14 protein-coding genes and 4 tRNA genes are annotated in these 18,694 nt (G+C 57.0%); all 18 read right to left on the minus strand.

Annotation, left to right across the window (positions count from 1 at the left end):
• Nucleotides 1-5 precede the first annotated feature (5 nt).
• Nucleotides 6-2,108, minus strand: a complete 2,103-nt coding sequence (fusA, locus tag M5B96_RS27825) for an elongation factor G (protein ID WP_248800144.1) — start codon at nt 2,106-2,108, stop codon at nt 6-8.
• 30 nt (nt 2,109-2,138) lie between these two features.
• Nucleotides 2,139-2,609 (minus strand): 30S ribosomal protein S7, encoded by a 471-nt coding sequence (gene rpsG, locus M5B96_RS27830; protein WP_103495381.1) that lies wholly within the window; start codon nt 2,607-2,609, stop codon nt 2,139-2,141.
• A gap of 120 nt (nt 2,610-2,729) precedes the next feature.
• Nucleotides 2,730-3,101, minus strand: coding sequence for a 30S ribosomal protein S12 (gene rpsL, locus M5B96_RS27835; protein WP_003186084.1), 372 nt, complete (start codon nt 3,099-3,101; stop codon nt 2,730-2,732).
• Nucleotides 3,102-3,319: 218 nt separating this feature from the next.
• On the minus strand, nt 3,320-7,519 hold the full coding sequence (gene rpoC / locus M5B96_RS27840; RefSeq protein WP_248800145.1) for a DNA-directed RNA polymerase subunit beta': 4,200 nt from the start codon (nt 7,517-7,519) through the stop codon (nt 3,320-3,322).
• 64 nt (nt 7,520-7,583) lie between these two features.
• The gene (gene rpoB, locus M5B96_RS27845) at nt 7,584-11,657 is read right to left on the minus strand and encodes a DNA-directed RNA polymerase subunit beta (RefSeq protein ID WP_248800146.1); all 4,074 of its coding nucleotides are present in this window, start codon (nt 11,655-11,657) and stop codon (nt 7,584-7,586) included.
• A 221-nt stretch (nt 11,658-11,878) separates the two neighbouring features.
• A complete protein-coding gene (gene rplL / locus M5B96_RS27850) occupies nt 11,879-12,244 on the minus strand; it encodes a 50S ribosomal protein L7/L12 (RefSeq protein WP_100944349.1) in 366 nt (121 codons plus the stop codon).
• Between the two features lie 78 nt (nt 12,245-12,322).
• Nucleotides 12,323-12,823, minus strand: coding sequence for a 50S ribosomal protein L10 (gene rplJ / locus M5B96_RS27855; RefSeq protein ID WP_191485931.1), 501 nt, complete (start codon nt 12,821-12,823; stop codon nt 12,323-12,325).
• Between the two features lie 199 nt (nt 12,824-13,022).
• The gene (gene rplA / locus M5B96_RS27860; protein WP_103495380.1) at nt 13,023-13,718 is read right to left on the minus strand and encodes a 50S ribosomal protein L1; all 696 of its coding nucleotides are present in this window, start codon (nt 13,716-13,718) and stop codon (nt 13,023-13,025) included.
• Complete coding sequence (rplK, locus tag M5B96_RS27865) at nt 13,718-14,149, minus strand: 50S ribosomal protein L11 (RefSeq protein WP_003176435.1); 432 nt, start codon at nt 14,147-14,149, stop codon at nt 13,718-13,720. The genes rplA and rplK overlap by 1 nt, the downstream gene beginning before the upstream one ends.
• A gap of 117 nt (nt 14,150-14,266) precedes the next feature.
• The gene (gene nusG / locus M5B96_RS27870; RefSeq protein WP_003186097.1) at nt 14,267-14,800 is read right to left on the minus strand and encodes a transcription termination/antitermination protein NusG; all 534 of its coding nucleotides are present in this window, start codon (nt 14,798-14,800) and stop codon (nt 14,267-14,269) included.
• A gap of 9 nt (nt 14,801-14,809) precedes the next feature.
• Nucleotides 14,810-15,178: a preprotein translocase subunit SecE gene (secE, locus tag M5B96_RS27875; RefSeq protein ID WP_100944346.1), complete on the minus strand. Its 369-nt coding sequence runs from the start codon at nt 15,176-15,178 to the stop codon at nt 14,810-14,812.
• 45 nt (nt 15,179-15,223) lie between these two features.
• Nucleotides 15,224-15,299, minus strand: a tRNA-Trp gene (locus M5B96_RS27880).
• Nucleotides 15,300-15,353: 54 nt separating this feature from the next.
• Nucleotides 15,354-16,547 carry an elongation factor Tu gene (gene tuf / locus M5B96_RS27885; protein WP_100944345.1) on the minus strand — a complete coding sequence of 398 codons (1,194 nt, stop codon included), beginning with the start codon at nt 16,545-16,547 and terminating at the stop codon, nt 15,354-15,356.
• 85 nt (nt 16,548-16,632) lie between these two features.
• Nucleotides 16,633-16,708 (minus strand) — tRNA-Thr (locus M5B96_RS27890).
• A 26-nt stretch (nt 16,709-16,734) separates the two neighbouring features.
• Nucleotides 16,735-16,808: transfer RNA gene (locus M5B96_RS27895), tRNA-Gly, on the minus strand.
• Between the two features lie 25 nt (nt 16,809-16,833).
• Nucleotides 16,834-16,918: transfer RNA gene (locus M5B96_RS27900), tRNA-Tyr, on the minus strand.
• Between the two features lie 142 nt (nt 16,919-17,060).
• On the minus strand, nt 17,061-17,507 hold the full coding sequence (locus M5B96_RS27905) for an SPOR domain-containing protein (protein WP_248800147.1): 447 nt from the start codon (nt 17,505-17,507) through the stop codon (nt 17,061-17,063).
• 95 nt (nt 17,508-17,602) lie between these two features.
• Nucleotides 17,603-18,562, minus strand: coding sequence for a bifunctional biotin--[acetyl-CoA-carboxylase] ligase/biotin operon repressor BirA (gene birA, locus M5B96_RS27910; protein ID WP_248800148.1), 960 nt, complete (start codon nt 18,560-18,562; stop codon nt 17,603-17,605).
• Between the last annotated feature and the right edge of the window lie 132 nt (nt 18,563-18,694).

Raw genomic sequence — 18,694 nt, forward strand, 5'->3', positions numbered from 1 at the left:
CTGAATCAGCCTTGTTTTTTAACGAGAGCTTCGACGATGTTCGACGGAGCTTCGGAGTATTTGGAGAATTCCATAGAGTAGCTCGCGCGACCCTGGGACATGGAACGAACATCGGTCGCATAACCGAACATTTCGCCCAACGGAACCTCGGCGCGGATCACCTTGCCGGAAACCGTATCTTCCATACCCTGGATCAGACCACGACGACGGTTCAGGTCACCCATCACGTCACCCATGTAGTCCTCAGGTGTTACAACTTCTACCTTCATGATCGGCTCAAGTACAACACCGCCGCCCTTGGACGCGAGTTGCTTGGTCGCCATGGAAGCAGCCACCTTGAACGCCATCTCGTTGGAGTCGACGTCGTGGTAAGAACCATCAAACACAGTAGCCTTCAGGCCGATCAGCGGATAACCGGCAACAACGCCGTTCTTCATCTGCTCTTCGATACCCTTCTGGATAGCCGGGATGTATTCCTTCGGAACCACACCACCAACCACTTCGTTCACGAATTGCAGACCTTCCTGACCTTCGTCAGCCGGCGCAAAACGAATCCAGCAGTGACCGAACTGGCCACGACCGCCGGACTGGCGAACGAACTTGCCTTCGATTTCGCAGTTCTTCGTGATTTTCTCACGATAGGAAACCTGAGGCTTACCGATGTTGGCTTCGACGTTGAACTCACGGCGCATCCGGTCAACCAGGATGTCCAGGTGCAATTCGCCCATGCCGGAGATGATCGTTTGACCAGTCTCTTCATCAGTCTTGACGCGGAAAGATGGGTCTTCCTGAGCAAGTTTGCCCAGCGCGATACCCATTTTTTCCTGGTCATCCTTGGTCTTCGGCTCAACGGCAACCGAGATAACCGGCTCCGGGAAGTCCATGCGAACCAGGATGATTGGCTTGTCAGCCGAGCACAAGGTATCACCGGTGGTGACGTCCTTCATGCCGATCAGGGCCGCGATGTCGCCAGCGCGTACTTCCTTGATCTCTTCACGGGTGTTGGCATGCATCTGCACCATACGACCCACGCGCTCTTTCTTGCCCTTGACCGAGTTGATCACGCCGTCACCGGAGCTCAACACGCCCGAGTAAACGCGAGCAAAGGTCAGGGTACCCACGAATGGGTCAGTGGCGATTTTGAACGCCAGAGCGGAGAACGGTTCGCTGTCGTCTGCATGACGCTCCATGGCGATAGTCTCGTCATCCGGATCGGAACCCTTGATGGCAGGAATGTCGACAGGTGCAGGCAGGTAGTCGATAACAGCGTCGAGAACCAGGGGAACGCCCTTGTTCTTGAAGGAAGAACCGCAAACAGCCAGGACGATTTCGCCAGCGATGGTCCGCTGACGCAGGGCGCCCTTGATTTCCTCGATGGTGAGCTCTTCGCCCTCGAGGTACTTGTTCATCAGCTCTTCGTTGGCTTCGGCAGCCGCCTCAACCATGTTGCTGCGCCACTCTTCAGCCAGTTCCTGCAGTTCAGCAGGGATAGGCTCGCGACGAGCAGCCATGCCTTTGTCGGCATCATCCCAGTAGACGGCTTCCATGGACATCAGATCGATCTGACCCTGGAAGTTGTCTTCGGAACCGATAGCCAACTGGATAGGCACCGGAGTGTGACCCAGGCGCTGCTTGATCTGCGCAACAACACGCAGGAAGTTCGCACCGGCACGGTCCATCTTGTTCACGTAAACGAGACGTGGAACACCGTACTTGTTGGCTTGACGCCATACGGTTTCAGACTGAGGCTCGACACCGGAAGTACCGCAGAACACTACGACCGCACCGTCGAGTACGCGCAGCGAACGCTCTACTTCAATGGTGAAGTCAACGTGGCCGGGGGTATCGATGATGTTGAAGCGGTGCTTGGGAAACTGCTTGGCAGAACCTTCCCAGAATGCGGTGGTCGCAGCGGAGGTAATGGTAATACCCCGCTCCTGCTCCTGCACCATCCAGTCCATGGTCGCGGCGCCGTCGTGCACCTCGCCCATTTTGTGGTTTACGCCCGTGTAAAACAGGACGCGCTCAGTAGTCGTGGTCTTACCCGCGTCCACGTGAGCAACGATACCAATGTTACGGTAGCGTTTAATATCGGTTGTACGAGCCATAAAGCCCTCGCAAATTGAATGACGCTAAAATTAGAAGCGGTAGTGCGAGAAAGCCTTGTTGGCTTCAGCCATACGGTGCACGTCTTCACGCTTCTTAACTGCAGCACCTTTACCTTCGGCGGCGTCCAACAGTTCGCCAGCCAAACGCAGAGCCATGGACTTCTCGCCGCGCTTGCGGGCGAAGTCTACCAACCAGCGCATTGCCAGAGCGTTACGACGGGACGGACGAACTTCGACCGGAACCTGGTAAGTAGCACCGCCTACACGGCGCGACTTCACTTCGACCAGCGGAGCGATGGCGTCGAGTGCTTTCTCGAAGAGTTCCAGGGGGTCGGCGTTTTTGCGCTCTTTGACTTTTTCCAGAGCACCATAAACGATACGTTCGGCCACGGCTTTCTTGCCGCTTTCCATCACGTGGTTCATGAATTTGGCGAGAATCTGGCTACCGTATTTCGGATCGTCCAGAATCTCACGCTTGGCTGCTACACGACGTCTTGGCATTGATAAGCCCTCAAACGGTCTTCAGGTTAGCCCGGGAACATGACACCCAGTGGATGTACGCCCGACCTTACTCTTATCGACTCAAAAAAATAAAAATCAGTTACTGCAGCAAACGACCGATTACTTCGGACGCTTGGTACCGTATTTCGAACGACCTTGGTTACGACCTTTGACGCCGGAAGTATCCAGGGAGCCGCGAACGGTGTGATAACGAACACCTGGCAAGTCTTTTACACGACCGCCACGGATCAGTACCACGCTGTGTTCTTGCAGGTTGTGGCCTTCACCGCCGATGTACGAGGAAACCTCGAAACCGTTGGTCAGGCGCACACGGCATACTTTACGCAGTGCCGAGTTAGGTTTTTTCGGCGTGGTGGTGTACACACGAGTGCACACGCCACGACGTTGCGGGCAGTTCTGCAGCGCAGGTACGTCGGATTTCTCGACGATACGCTTACGCGGCTGACGTACCAGCTGGTTGATAGTTGCCATCTACTAGCTCCACTGTTGTCTTGCGACGCTATTGTCTTGCAAGAAAAGCAAAATGGCAGGAACGAGTTCCCGCCAAATTTAGGGGTACAAGAGTCTAAAGAGGATCTTGTCCCCAGTCAAGACAAGGCCCCGATCTCCTCACACCGACCATCGCAACAAAAAATGTCGCGATGGCATTGGCGGAGGCTACCAGGGCCTTGTTCTCACTACCGCGGAACTCAGTTACCGCTTGAGTTCAGCGCTTCGGTCAGTGCAGCTTCCACTTCACTGGCGCTTACGCGCAACGGTTTGTCCAGTTCACGACGACGCTTGCGCTCGCTGTGATAGGCCAGACCGGTACCGGCCGGGATCAGACGACCCACAACCACGTTTTCTTTCAGGCCGCGCAGGTAATCGCGCTTGCCGGTAACGGCCGCTTCGGTCAGTACGCGGGTGGTCTCTTGGAAAGAGGCCGCGGAGATGAACGATTCGGTCGACAACGACGCCTTGGTGATACCCAGCAGAACCCGCGTGAACTTGGACACGAACTTGTCGTCCGCAGCCAAACGCTCGTTCTCTACCAGGACGTGAGTCAATTCCATCTGGTCGCCCTTGATGAAAGTGGAATCGCCGGATTCAGCGATTTCAACTTTACGCAGCATCTGACGCAGGATGGTCTCGATGTGCTTATCGTTGATCTTCACGCCTTGCAGACGGTAAACGTCCTGGATCTCGTTGACGATGTACTTGGCCAGCGCACTTACACCCAGCAGACGCAGGATGTCGTGTGGATCGCTTGGACCGTCGGAGATGACTTCGCCGCGGTTCACTTGTTCGCCTTCGAAGACGTTCAGGTGACGCCACTTCGGAATCAGCTCTTCATACGGATCACTGCCATCGTTCGGAGTAATGACCAGACGGCGCTTGCCCTTGGTCTCTTTACCGAACGCGATGGTGCCGCTGACTTCAGCCAGAATCGAGGCTTCTTTCGGACGACGCGCTTCGAACAAGTCGGCAACGCGCGGCAGACCACCGGTGATGTCACGGGTCTTCGAAGTCTCTTGCGGGATACGCGCGATAACGTCGCCGATCGCGATTTTCGCACCATCCGCCACACCGACCAGGGCGTTGGCTGGCAGGAAGTACTGAGCGATAACGTCAGTGCCTGGCAGCAACAGATCCTTGCCGTTGTCGTCGACCATCTTCACCGCAGGACGAATGTCCTTGCCGGCTGCTGGACGGTCTTTCGCGTCGAGGACTTCAATGTTGGTCATACCGGTCAATTCGTCAGTCTGACGCTTGATCGTGATGCCTTCTTCCATGCCCACGTAGGTCACGGTACCTTTCATTTCGGTAACGATTGGGTGAGTGTGCGGATCCCACTTGGCCACGATTGCGCCAGCGTCGACCTTGTCACCCTCTTTAACCGAAATCACTGCACCGTACGGCAGCTTGTAGCGCTCGCGCTCACGACCGTAGTCGTCGGCGATTGCCAGTTCACCGGAACGGGACACGGCAACCAGGTGGCCATCCACTCGCTCAACGTGCTTCAGGTTGTGCAGACGGACGGTACCGCCATTCTTCACCTGAACGCTGTCGGCCGCGGAGGTCCGGCTTGCCGCACCACCGATGTGGAACGTACGCATGGTCAGCTGGGTACCCGGCTCACCGATGGACTGGGCAGCGATAACGCCGACTGCTTCACCGATGTTCACCTGGTGACCACGAGCCAAGTCACGGCCGTAGCACTTGGCGCAGATGCCATAACGGGTTTCGCAACTGATTGGCGAGCGCACGATGACTTCGTCGATGCTGTTCAGCTCGATGAATTCAACCCACTTCTCGTCGACCAGGGTGCCGGCAGGAACGATAACTTCCTCGGTGCCCGGCTTGAAGACGTCACGAGCGATCACTCGACCCAGAACGCGCTCACCCAACGGCTCGACAACGTCGCCGCCTTCGATGTGCGGCGTCATGAGCAAGCCTTGCTCAGTGCCACAGTCGACTTCGGTCACCACCAGATCCTGCGCCACGTCTACCAGACGACGGGTCAGGTAACCGGAGTTCGCGGTTTTCAACGCGGTATCCGCGAGACCCTTACGAGCACCGTGAGTGGAGATGAAGTACTGGAGTACGCTCAGGCCTTCACGGAAGTTCGCGGTGATCGGCGTCTCGATGATCGAGCCGTCCGGCTTGGCCATCAGGCCACGCATACCGGCCAGCTGACGGATCTGTGCAGCGGAACCCCGCGCACCCGAGTCGGCCATCATGTACATCGAGTTGAAGGATTCCTGGTCGACTTCGTCGCCATGACGGTCGATGACCTTCTCTTTCGAGAGGTTGGCCATCATCGCCTTGGACACTTCGTCGTTCGCCTTGGACCACAAGTCGATCACTTTGTTGTACTTCTCGCCCTGGGTTACCAGGCCGGAGGCGTACTGACTTTCGATCTCTTTCACTTCGTCGGTGGCAGCACCAATGATGCGGGCTTTTTCATCCGGGATAACGAAGTCGTTAACACCGATGGAAACGCCGGAAATGGTCGAATAGGCAAAACCGGTGTACATCAACTGGTCAGCGAAGATCACGGTCTCTTTCAAACCAACCACGCGGTAGCACTGGTTGATCAGCTTGGAGATCGCCTTCTTCTTCATCGGCAGGTTGACGACGTCGAACGACAGGCCGGCCGGAACCACCTGGAACAACAGCGCACGGCCGACAGTGGTGTCGACGATACGGGTGTTCTTGACGCTGCCACCATCACGATCATTGACGGTTTCGTTGATCCGAACCTTGATCTTGGCGTGCAGGGCGGCTTCGCCGGCGCGGAATACGCGGTCGACTTCCTGCAGGTCGGCAAAGATACGACCTTCGCCCTTGGCGTTGATTGCTTCACGGGTCATGTAGTACAGACCCAATACAACGTCCTGCGACGGAACGATGATCGGCTCACCGTTGGCTGGCGACAGGATGTTGTTGGTCGACATCATCAACGCACGCGCTTCGAGCTGGGCTTCCAGCGTCAGCGGTACGTGCACGGCCATTTGGTCGCCGTCGAAGTCGGCGTTGTACGCAGCACAGACCAGCGGGTGCAGCTGGATAGCCTTACCTTCGATCAGTACCGGTTCAAACGCCTGGATACCCAGACGGTGAAGGGTCGGTGCACGGTTGAGGAGAACCGGGTGTTCGCGAATCACTTCAGCAAGAACGTCCCAAACCTCTGGCAGTTCGCGCTCGACCATTTTCTTGGCGGCTTTGATGGTGGTCGCCAGACCACGCATTTCCAGCTTGCCGAAAATGAACGGCTTGAACAGCTCGAGAGCCATCTTCTTCGGCAGACCGCACTGGTGCAGACGCAGGGTCGGACCTACGGTAATTACCGAACGACCGGAGTAGTCAACACGCTTACCGAGCAAGTTCTGACGGAAACGACCTTGCTTACCCTTGATCATGTCAGCCAGGGATTTCAGAGGACGCTTGTTCGAACCGGTGATGGCGCGACCGCGACGACCGTTGTCCAGCAGCGCATCCACAGCTTCCTGCAGCATGCGCTTTTCGTTGCGCACGATGATGTCAGGCGCGGACAGGTCCAGCAGGCGCTTCAAACGGTTGTTACGGTTGATCACTCGACGATACAGATCGTTGAGGTCGGAAGTCGCGAAGCGACCGCCATCGAGCGGAACCAGTGGACGCAGGTCTGGCGGCAGAACCGGCAGAACGGTCAGTACCATCCACTCTGGCAGGTTGCCGGAACCCTGGAAGGCTTCCATCAACTTCAGACGCTTGGACAGCTTCTTGATCTTGGTTTCGGAGTTGGTTTGCGGAATTTCTTCGCGCAGACGGCCAATCTCGTGTTCCAGGTCGATCGCGTGCAGCAGTTCGCGGACAGCTTCAGCACCCATGCGGGCGTCGAAGTCATCACCGAACTCTTCGAGGGCTTCGAAGTACTGCTCGTCGTTCAGCAGCTGGCCTTTTTCAAGGGTGGTCATGCCCGGATCGATAACGACGTAGCTCTCGAAGTAGAGAACGCGCTCGATATCACGCAGGGTCATGTCCATCAGCAAGCCGATACGCGACGGCAGGGACTTCAGGAACCAGATGTGGGCAACCGGCGAAGCCAGTTCGATGTGCGCCATGCGCTCACGACGAACCTTGGCCAGTGCGACTTCAACGCCGCACTTCTCGCAGATCACACCACGGTGCTTCAAGCGCTTGTACTTACCGCACAGGCACTCGTAATCCTTGACCGGGCCAAAGATCTTGGCGCAGAACAGGCCGTCACGCTCAGGTTTGAACGTACGGTAGTTGATGGTTTCCGGCTTTTTAACTTCACCGAACGACCACGAACGGATCATCTCAGGCGATGCCAATCCGATACGGATGGCGTCGAACTCTTCGACTTGACCCTGGTTTTTCAGCAAATTCAGTAGGTCTTTCAAGGCCTTTCCTCCTGGCGGAGCAGAGAGCGGGCCATACAGCCCCGCTCTCGATTCGCGTCACGTGTTATTCGGTTTCCAGATCGATATCGATGCCGAGGGAACGAATTTCCTTGATCAACACGTTGAAGGACTCGGGCATGCCCGGCTCCATACGGTGATCGCCGTCCACGATGTTTTTGTACATCTTGGTCCGACCGTTCACATCGTCCGACTTCACTGTGAGCATTTCTTGCAGAGTGTATGCGGCACCGTATGCTTCCAGTGCCCAGACCTCCATCTCCCCGAAACGCTGACCACCGAACTGCGCCTTACCACCCAGCGGCTGCTGGGTAACCAGGCTGTACGAACCGGTAGAACGAGCGTGCATCTTGTCGTCTACCAAGTGGTTCAGCTTCAGCATGTACATGTAGCCAACGGTAACCGGACGCTCGAACTTGTTGCCGGTACGACCATCGAACAGTTGCATCTGGCCGCTTTCCGGCAGGTCTGCCAGCTTCAGCATGGCCTTGATTTCAACTTCCTTGGCACCGTCGAACACTGGGGTGGCCATTGGCACGCCAGCCTTGAGGTTGTGCGCCAAGTCGAGGATTTCCTGGTCGGAGAAGCTGTCCAGGTCCTCGTTGCGACCGCCGATCTCGTTGTAGATCTCGTGCAGGAACTTGCGCAGGTCAGCGACCTTGCGTTGCTCCTCGATCATGCGGTTGATCTTCTCGCCCAAGCCCTTGGCCGCCAGGCCCAGGTGGGTTTCGAGGATCTGACCGACGTTCATACGCGAAGGTACGCCCAGCGGGTTGAGGACCACATCGACCGGGGTGCCATGGGCATCGTGCGGCATGTCTTCAACCGGCATGATCACCGAGACCACACCCTTGTTACCGTGACGGCCGGCCATCTTGTCGCCCGGCTGGATGCGGCGACGGATTGCCAGGTAGACCTTGACGATCTTCAGTACGCCCGGAGCCAGGTCATCGCCTTGCTGCAGCTTGCGCTTCTTGTCTTCGAACTTGTCGTCCAGCAGACGACGGCGATCGACGATGTAGGCCTGGGCCTTCTCGAGCTGCTCGTTCAGAGCATCTTCAGCCATGCGCAGTTTGAACCACTGGCCGTGCTCAAGACCGTCAAGCACTTCGTTGGTGATTTCCTGACCTTTCTTCAGGCCAGCACCGCCTTCAGCCTTGTGACCAACCAGTGCGGAGCGCAGACGTTCGAAGGTCGCGCCTTCGACGATACGGAACTCCTCGTTGAGGTCCTTGCGGATCTCGTCGAGCTGGCTCTTCTCGATGGACAGCGCACGGCTGTCACGCTCGACGCCATCACGGGTGAAGACCTGGACGTCGATGACAGTACCCTTGGTACCGGTCGGTACGCGCAGGGAGGTGTCTTTGACGTCGCTGGCCTTCTCACCGAAGATCGCGCGCAGCAGTTTTTCTTCCGGAGTCAACTGGGTCTCACCTTTCGGAGTGACCTTGCCGACCAGGATGTCGCCCGGGCCGACTTCGGCACCGACGTAGACGATACCGGCTTCGTCCAGCTTGTTCAGTGCGGCTTCACCCACGTTCGGGATGTCCGCAGTGATCTCCTCTGGCCCAAGCTTGGTGTCACGCGCCACACAGGTCAGTTCCTGGATGTGGATCGTGGTGAAACGGTCTTCCTGAACAACGCGTTCCGACAGGCAGATGGAGTCTTCGAAGTTGAAGCCGTTCCATGCCATGAAGGCGATGCGCATGTTCTGGCCCAACGCCAGTTCACCCATGTCGGTGGACGGGCCGTCGGCCATGATGTCGCTACGCTGAACGCGATCACCCTTGCGCACCAGCGGACGCTGGTTGATGCAGGTGTTCTGGTTCGAGCGGGTGTACTTGGTCAGGTTGTAGATGTCGACACCGGCTTCGCCGGTTTCCACTTCGTCATCGGCAACACGAACCACGATACGGCTGGCATCGACGGAGTCGATCACGCCGCCACGACGAGCCACGACGCAAACGCCGGAGTCACGGGCAACGTTGCGCTCCATGCCGGTACCTACCAGCGGCTTGTCGGCACGCAGGGTCGGTACAGCCTGACGCTGCATGTTGGAACCCATCAACGCACGGTTGGCGTCGTCGTGCTCGAGGAACGGGATCAGCGACGCTGCAACCGAGACAACCTGCTTCGGCGAAACGTCCATCAGGGTGACGTCTTCCGGCGCCTTGACGGTGAACTCGTTCAGGTGACGTACGGCAACCAGTTCGTCGATCAGCACTTTCTGCTCGTTCATGGTCGCCGAAGCCTGGGCGATCACGTGATCGGCCTCTTCAATGGCGGACAGGAACACGATCTCGTCGGTGACCAGGGCGTCTTTCACCACACGGTACGGGCTTTCCAGGAAGCCGTACTGGTTGGTGCGCGCATAGGCGGCCAGGGAGTTGATCAGACCGATGTTCGGACCTTCCGGCGTTTCGATCGGGCAAACACGACCGTAGTGCGTCGGGTGTACGTCACGGACTTCGAAGCCGGCGCGTTCGCGGGTCAGACCACCAGGGCCGAGTGCGGAGACACGACGCTTGTGGGTGATCTCGGACAGCGGGTTGTTCTGGTCCATGAACTGCGACAGCTGGCTGGAACCGAAGAACTCCTTCACCGCCGCAGCCACAGGCTTGGCGTTGATCAGGTCTTGCGGCATCAGGCCTTCGCTTTCGGCCATCGACAGACGTTCCTTGACCGCACGCTCAACACGTACCAGGCCAACACGGAACTGGTTCTCGGCCATTTCGCCTACACAGCGAACACGACGGTTACCCAGGTGGTCGATGTCGTCGACGATGCCTTTGCCGTTACGGATGTCAACCAGGGTCTTGAGGACCGCGACGATATCGTCCTTGTTCAATACGCCCGAACCTTCGATCTCGGTACGCCCGATACGACGGTTGAACTTCATCCGGCCGACCGCGGACAGATCATAGCGCTCAGGGCTGAAGAACAGGTTGTTGAACAGGGTCTCGGCGGCATCCTTGGTCGGCGGCTCACCAGGACGCATCATGCGATAGATCTCGACCAGCGCTTCCAGTTGGTTGCTGGTGGAGTCGATCTTCAGCGTGTCGGAGATGAACGGACCGCAGTCGATGTCGTTGGTGTACAGCGTTTCGATGCGAACGACCTGGGCCTTGGCGATTTTCGCCAGGATCTCGGTGTTCAGCTCGGTGTTGCATTCAGCCAGGATTTCGCCGGTAGCCGGGTGCACGATGACCTTGGCGGTAGTGCGGCCCAGGACGTAGTCCAGCGGCACATCCAGCTCTTTGATCCCGGCTTTTTCCAGCTGGTTGATGTGGCGAGCGGTAATACGACGACCTTGCTCGACAATCACCTTGCCTTTGTCATCGAGGATATCGAGGACGGCGATTTCACCACGCAGGCGCTGAGGCACCAGTTCCAGGCTCAGGGTTTCGCCCTTCACGTGGAAAACGTTGGTGGTGTAGAAAGCGTCCAGCACTTCTTCGGTGGCGTAGCCCAGTGCGCGCAGCAGCACGGAAGCCGGCAGCTTGCGACGACGGTCGATACGCACGAAGACGCAGTCTTTCGGGTCGAACTCGAAGTCCAACCACGAACCGCGGTAAGGAATGATCCGCGCCGAGTACAGCAGTTTACCGGAGCTGTGCGTCTTGCCGCGGTCGTGGTCGAAGAACACGCCCGGGGAACGGTGCAGCTGGGAAACGATCACGCGCTCGGTACCGTTGATAACGAAGGTACCGTTCTCAGTCATCAGGGGAATTTCACCCATGTAGACTTCTTGCTCTTTGATGTCCTTGATCGCTTTGTTCGACGATTCTTTGTCGAAAATGATCAGGCGCACTTTTACCCGCAAAGGTACGGCGTAAGTCACACCGCGCAATACGCATTCTTTGACATCAAATGCCGGTTCGCCCAGGCGATAACCGACGTACTCCAGCGCAGCATTGCCGGAGTAGCTGATGATCGGGAAAACGGATTTGAAGGCCGCATGCAGGCCCACGTCGCGGAACTGATCTTTAGTCGCTCCCGCCTGCAAGAATTCACGATACGAATCCAGCTGGATGGCCAGGAGGTACGGCACATCCATGACGTCCGGCAACTTGCTAAAGTCCTTGCGGATACGTTTTTTCTCAGTATATGAGTAAGCCATCAGCGTTCCCCAGCTTGGTCACCTGCTTGTTTGGCCCCTCCCCGACGGGAGCAGCCAGAAAATCGTGCAAACCCCATGGTTTGCGCCACCGCATCGGGTGGTTGAAGCACGTTAAAGGCACCGACCGGATCGGCCGCCAGTAACGGAAAAAGGCCGGTGGCAAGAGCCACCAGCCATCAGCCTGTCGCTTAACGCTCGGGCTGGAGACGCAAGGTCAGAGCTTACTTCAGCTCGACTTTAGCGCCTGCTTCTTCCAGTGCTGCTTTGGCTTTGTCAGCTGCGTCTTTGGCAACAGCTTCCAGAACCAGGGCAGGAGCGCCGTCAACTACAGCCTTGGCTTCTTTCAGGCCCAGACCGGTCAGTTCACGTACTGCCTTGATCACGTTAACTTTCTTCTCGCCAGCTTCCAGCAGCATGACGTTGAATTCGGTTTGCTCTTCAACAACAGCGGCAGCAGCAGCAGGACCTGCCGAAGCAGCAGCAGCGGTAACACCGAATTTTTCTTCGAAAGCTTTGATCAGCTCAACAACCTGCAGAACCGACATTTCAGCTACGGCGTTGAGGATATCTTCTTGGGAGATAGACATTACTGTATTTCCTGAATTGGGGGACGGCCTACGCGACCATCGAAATAAACAAAAATACGCGAAAAGAAGTGCTCAGCCTTAGGCTGCGGCGGCTTCTTTCTGGTCGCGAATAGCCGCCAGAGTACGAGCCAACTTGCTGGTAGCGCCTTGAATCACGCTCATCAGCTGGGAGATAGCTTCGTTACGGGTCGGCAAGGTTGCCAGTACGTCGATCTGATTCGCTGCGAGGAACTTGCCCTCAAACGCAGCTGCCTTGATCTCGAACTTGTCCTGACCCTTTGCGAACTCTTTGAACAGACGAGCAGCAGCGCCCGGGTGTTCCTTGGAGAAAGCAATCAGGGTCGGGCCTTTGAACACGTCGTTGAGAACCGAGTACTCGGTGCCTTCAACAGCGCGCTTGAGCAGGGTGTTACGTACTACACGTACGTATACGCCAGCTTCGCGGGCCTCTTTACGGAGTCCGGTCATCGCGCTTACTGTTACGCCACGGGCATCAGCCACGACAGCGGACAGAGCGACTTTGGCAGCCTCGTTGACTTCAGCGACGATGGCCTTCTTGTCTTCGAGTTTAATTGCCACGGGTTTAACTCCTGCTTGTTACCGTTTCATCTGGCCGAAGCCGGATGTCGTTTTGGTGTCTGATTCGGTAAGGAACCGGGAGCACCATCTGCGTAGGCTTGAGGTTTAAGACTTGCGCCGCCTACGGTCTTGGATAGCCCCCGCCAGGCAGGGACCCCAATTTTTTCGATTGGCGCAATCGCTTGCGCCAATGCGTGTCTTACGCTTCCAGCGAGCTTTGGTCGATGACCAGGCCTGGACCCATGGTGGTGCTCAGGGTAACGCGCTTGACGTAGATACCTTTCGAGGAAGCTGGCTTGATACGCTTCAGGTCAGCGATCAGGGCTTCAACGTTTTCCTTCAGCTTGACGGCATCAAAGCCGATCTTGCCAACGGAGGTGTGGATGATACCGTTCTTGTCGGTGCGATAACGAACCTGACCGGCCTTGGCGTTTTTCACCGCGGTGGCTACGTCTGGGGTTACGGTGCCGACTTTCGGGTTAGGCATCAGGCCACGCGGACCGAGGATCTGACCCAGTTGACCGACAACACGCATTGCATCCGGGGACGCAATAACGACGTCATAGTTCAGGTCGCCGCCTTTCATTTCGGCAGCCAGGTCGTCCATACCAACGCGATCGGCGCCGGCAGCCAGAGCGGCCTCAGCAGCCGGGCCCTGGGTGAACACAGCAACGCGAACGGTCTTGCCAGTGCCGTGTGGCAGCACAGTAGCGCTACGTACGACCTGGTCGGATTTACGTGGGTCAACGCCCAGGTTTACAGCAACGTCAAACGACTCGCTGAACTTGACAGTCGACAGCTCGGACAACAGAGCGGCGGCTTCTACAAAGTTGTAGGCCTTGCCTGCTTCGATTTTGCCGGCGATAGCCTTTTGGCGCTTGGTCAGCTTAGCCATTACACACCCTCCACGTTAAGGCCCATGCTACGAGCAGAACCGGCGATGGTACGCACGGCTGCATCCATATCAGCTGCAGTCAGATCCGCGTTTTTGGTTTTCGCGATTTCTTCCAGCTGAGCACGGGTCACGGTGCCAACCTTAACGGTGTTCGGACGAGCGGAACCGCTGGTCAGGCCTGCGGCCTTTTTCAGCAGAACCGAAGCCGGGGTGGACTTGGTTTCGAAAGTGAAGCTGCGGTCACTGTAGACAGTGATGATCACAGGCGTCGGCAGACCTGGCTCAAGACCCTGGGTACGGGCGTTGAAGGCCTTGCAGAACTCCATGATGTTCACGCCGTGCTGACCCAGAGCTGGACCGACGGGTGGGCTAGGGTTGGCCTGGGCGGCCTTCACTTGCAGCTTGATGTAAGCGGTAATCTTCTTGGCCATGAGGCACTCCAATTACGGGTTCTAGCGCCTCGAAAGGCTCCCCGGTTACTTGCGCGTTTATCCCAGTGACGACAAAACCCCACAGCCTTGGACTGTGGGGTTGGGATGCTTGTTCAGCTAGACCTTTTCGACCTGGCTAAACTCCAACTCTACCGGAGTAGAGCGTCCGAAAATGAGCACGGCCACCTGGATGCGGCTCTTTTCGTAGTTGACCTCTTCGACGGTGCCGTTGAAATCAGCGAACGGACCATCGGTAACACGTACGACTTCGCCCGGCTCGAACAACGTCTTCGGCTTCGGCTTGTCGCTACCATCAGCGACACGACGCAGAATCGCTTCTGCCTCTTTGTCGGTGATCGGCGCAGGCTTGTCGGCGGTACCGCCGATAAAACCCATCACCCGAGGCGTATCCTTGACCAAGTGCCAAGTCCCCTCGTTCATGTCCATCTGCACCAGCACATAGCCAGGGAAGAACTTACGCTCGCTCTTGCGCTTCTGGCCGTTACGCATTTCCACTACTTCTTCAGTAGGGACCAGAATCTCGCCGAAGCCATCTTCCATGCCTGCCAGCTTTACGCGCTCGACCAACGAGCGCATCACATGCTTCTCGTAACCCGAGTAAGCATGCACAACGTACCAACGCTTAGCCACGGGACACCCTTAGCCTACAATCGAGGAAACAAGCCAGCCGAGCAGGGAATCAAGCCCCCACAACAGCAACGCCATTACCAGAACAACAGCCACCACGATCAACGTGGTCTGCGTGGTTTCTTGGCGAGTCGGCCATACGACTTTACGAATCTCGGTACGAGCTTCCTTTGCCAGCACGAAGAACGACTTGCCTTTCGCGGTCTGCAGGCCTACAAAGGCAGCTACAGCAGCGATGACAAGCAGAGCCAGTACGCGGTACAGGATCGGCGAACCATGATAGTACTGGTTGCCAACAACACCAATCACCACCAAAGCGACTACGACGAGCCACTTGAGAAGATCGAAGCGAGAGCCTTGGGCTTCAGCGTTGGAGGTCATCTAAGAGAATCCTGTGAAAAGAAAGCCAGACACACCGAGTGAATCTGGCAGGTCAGGAGGGAATCGAACCCCCAACCTACGGTTTTGGAGACCGTCGCTCTGCCAATTGAGCTACTGACCTAAAACTTGAATCAGGCCGACCATTATGTCGACCTGAGAGAGGCATTTCAACTACTTATTCGATTACTTTCGCTACAACACCCGCGCCGACGGTACGACCGCCCTCACGGATAGCGAAACGCAGGCCGTCTTCCATCGCAATGGTTTTGATCAGAGTGACAGTCATCTGGATGTTGTCACCTGGCATTACCATCTCAACGCCTTCCGGCAGCTCGCAGTTACCAGTCACATCAGTAGTACGGAAGTAGAACTGTGGACGGTAGCCCTTGAAGAACGGCGTGTGACGACCGCCTTCTTCCTTGCTCAGAACGTAAACTTCGGCGGTGAACTTGGTGTGCGGCTTGACCGAACCAGGCTTGACCAGTACCTGGCCACGCTCGACATCGTCACGCTTGGTGCCGCGCAGCAGAACGCCGCAGTTTTCACCTGCACGACCTTCATCGAGCAGTTTACGAAACATTTCAACGCCAGTGCAGGTGGTGACAGCAGTGTCACGCAGACCTACGATCTCCAGCGGATCTTGAACACGAACAATACCGCGCTCAATACGACCAGTCACAACAGTGCCGCGACCGGAGATCGAGAACACATCCTCGATCGGCATCAGGAATGGCTTGTCGATCGCACGCTCAGGCTCAGGAATATAGCTATCCAGAGTCTCAACCAGCTTCTTGACAGCCGAAGTACCCATGCCATTTTCATCATTACCTTCCAGCGCCATACGCGCGGAACCGATGATGATCGGCGTGTCGTCGCCCGGGAAATCGTAAGTGCTCAGCAGATCGCGCACTTCCATTTCAACCAGTTCCAGCAGCTCAGCGTCATCTACCAGGTCAGCCTTGTTCAGGAAAACCACGATGTAGGGAACACCCACCTGACGGGACAACAGGATGTGCTCGCGAGTTTGCGGCATCGGACCATCAGCGGCCGAGCAAACCAGGATCGCACCATCCATCTGCGCAGCACCGGTAATCATGTTTTTTACGTAGTCGGCGTGACCTGGACAGTCAACGTGTGCGTAGTGACGCACGGCCGAATCGTATTCAACGTGAGCGGTGTTGATGGTGATGCCGCGAGCTTTTTCTTCTGGGGCGCTATCGATCTTGTCGAAGTCGACCTTGGCCGAACCGAACACCTCGGAGCAAACGCGGGTCAAGGCAGCAGTGAGCGTAGTTTTACCGTGGTCGACGTGACCAATGGTACCCACGTTGACGTGCGGCTTATTACGTTCGAACTTTTCCTTAGCCATCGAAATCACCCTCAGGAGAAGAATTATGCAAGCTACATCAGCCATTAAAACAAAGGCAGATATTTGCATATCTGCCTTGTTATTATGGAGCTCTTGAGCGGATTTGAACCGCTGACCTCACCCTTACCAAGGGTGTGCTCTACCAACTGAGCTACAAGAGCGAAACACGGTGCACAAACAGCAAACTTGGAGCGGGTAGCGGGAATCGAACCCGCATCATCAGCTTGGAAGGCTGAGGTTCTACCACTAAACTATACCCGCGGAGCTTGCAGCTCACGCTTAAATATGGTGGAGGGGGAAGGATTCGAACCTTCGAAGTCGTAGACGTCAGATTTACAGTCTGATCCCTTTGGCCGCTCGGGAACCCCTCCTAAGCGAGCCGACATTCTACATCGTGTCGGCCTTCTGTCAAGCATTTTTCTCATTTAAATTATGAGGTTAGCTGCGTTGACCCGCTTCGTAGCCAGTCCCTCAAGAGGTGTTCACTGCGAAGCGGGCGCCATTCTATTCAAACTATTCGACAGTTGCAATGCCTTCGCATGGCATTATTTTATGTTTTAACTCATTGAATTCTTTAGCAAGGTTCTGCAACAGGGCATCGTCCAGCAAATGCTGGCTTTCAGGTGCGATACGCACCCAGTAACCCGCCGAATCCGGCAGGTTGACCTGGCCGACCCGGGCCTTGATATTGCTGCCCTGGAGACGCTGGACGATGGATTGCGCCAGATCCTGGCGCGCCACGGCGCCCAGATAGACACAATCGCCCTCACGCTCCGGCACGACGGAGGCCGCGCGGCGCCCGCCAGCGCCATCCGACTCGCTCAACAACTGGATATCCTGATGAGCGCTGCGATACAGCGATAGAGGAGCGACCTCCTTGGCCCTCAGGGGCGCCTCCTGCTGGTGCCAGACGTAATACACACCATTGAGCACCAGCAACAACAGAAACAACCAACGCATAGGAACCTCAATCGAGCGGACACGCCACCGCCAAGCCAACCAATACCAGGGCAGACACCTGCTGTGCCCTGCCCTTGCTAAAACCACCAGCAGCCTCAGGCTTCATCGCGCAAGCGCAGGCTGAGTTCGCCACCACTGAAAACCTTTTCCACGCCCGCCACCTCCAGGCGGAGGGCGCCTTGCTGATCGATGCCCAGCACAACCCCCTCAACCTGGTTCACCCCGGCGATCAGGGCAACCTTGCGCCCCTGCCAGAGATGATTCTGCTCCCACTCGGCCTGGATCGCGGCAAAACCGGAGGACTGGTGCCAATCCAGGTAAAAGCGCAACTTTTCCGCCAGGCTGGCGATCAGCTGGTTGCGATCGATCGAGCGCCCCGTCTCCAGGCGAGCCGATGTCCACAGCTGGTCCACCTGCTCGGCAACCTGCATATTGACGTTGATTCCCACCCCGAGCACGACGTGACAGACATCCGCAGGGTCGCCGACCAGTTCCAGCAGAATGCCGGCGATCTTCTTATTGTCGACCAGGACGTCGTTTGGCCACTTCAGCCCCGCCCGGGCAATACCGAGCTCACGCAATGCATTTAAAACAGCCAAGCCGACCACCAGGCTCAAACCTTCCAGCTGACGCATGCCGCCTTCGATCCTGAGCAACAGGCTGAAATAGATATTTTCCGCGAATGGGCTCACCCACTGTCGCCCCCTGCGCCCTCGCCCCGCGGTTTGCCGCTCGGCCACCACGATGAAAGGAGCCACAACGCCTTTTTCCACCAGGCGCAGCGCCTCGGCGTTGGTTGAGTCGATGCTGTCGTAGACATGCACCGGCCAGGAGGCCGAGGGTTTTGCGGCAGCTATCTCCAGCTCGCTCAGCAACACCAGCGGGCTGGCGAGTTGATAACCGCGGCCACGGACTTTATGGATGACCAGCCCGAACTCCGCCTCCAGTTGCTGGAGCTGCTTCCAGACAGCACTGCGGCTGACACCCAATGCCGCGCCCAGCGCTTGCCCGGAGTGGAATCGACCATCTTTGAGGAGTTTCAACAACGTCAGCATGCAGGTCTCGACTCACAATGAGGCAGGCATGATAGCCATGCGCCGAGAGCTTGCATATGACCCTTCAGCCCTACAGCGCCCATGCGGCCGCCATCGCCGGCAGCCCCTACAGAAGCCGGGCCTGCCACCGGA

It is taken from the genome of Pseudomonas sp. MWU13-2105, from assembly GCF_023242315.1.
GTDB lineage: Bacteria > Pseudomonadota > Gammaproteobacteria > Pseudomonadales > Pseudomonadaceae > Aquipseudomonas.

Coding starts and splice junctions, on each gene's coding strand:
- rpsL (WP_003186084.1), bottom strand. CDS start 3,101: ATGGCAACTATCAACCAGCTGGTACGTCAGCCGCGTAAGCGTATCGTC.
- rplA (WP_103495380.1), bottom strand. CDS start 13,718: ATGGCTAAGCTGACCAAGCGCCAAAAGGCTATCGCCGGCAAAATCGAA.
- rpsG (WP_103495381.1), bottom strand. CDS start 2,609: ATGCCAAGACGTCGTGTAGCAGCCAAGCGTGAGATTCTGGACGATCCG.
- birA (WP_248800148.1), bottom strand. CDS start 18,562: ATGCTGACGTTGTTGAAACTCCTCAAAGATGGTCGATTCCACTCCGGG.
- rpoB (WP_248800146.1), bottom strand. CDS start 11,657: ATGGCTTACTCATATACTGAGAAAAAACGTATCCGCAAGGACTTTAGC.
- tuf (WP_100944345.1), bottom strand. CDS start 16,547: ATGGCTAAGGAAAAGTTCGAACGTAATAAGCCGCACGTCAACGTGGGT.
- rplK (WP_003176435.1), bottom strand. CDS start 14,149: ATGGCCAAGAAGATTACCGCTTACATCAAGCTGCAAGTGAAGGCCGCC.
- secE (WP_100944346.1), bottom strand. CDS start 15,178: ATGACCTCCAACGCTGAAGCCCAAGGCTCTCGCTTCGATCTTCTCAAG.
- fusA (WP_248800144.1), bottom strand. CDS start 2,108: ATGGCTCGTACAACCGATATTAAACGCTACCGTAACATTGGTATCGTT.
- rplL (WP_100944349.1), bottom strand. CDS start 12,244: ATGTCTATCTCCCAAGAAGATATCCTCAACGCCGTAGCTGAAATGTCG.
- M5B96_RS27905 (WP_248800147.1), bottom strand. CDS start 17,507: ATGCGTTGGTTGTTTCTGTTGTTGCTGGTGCTCAATGGTGTGTATTAC.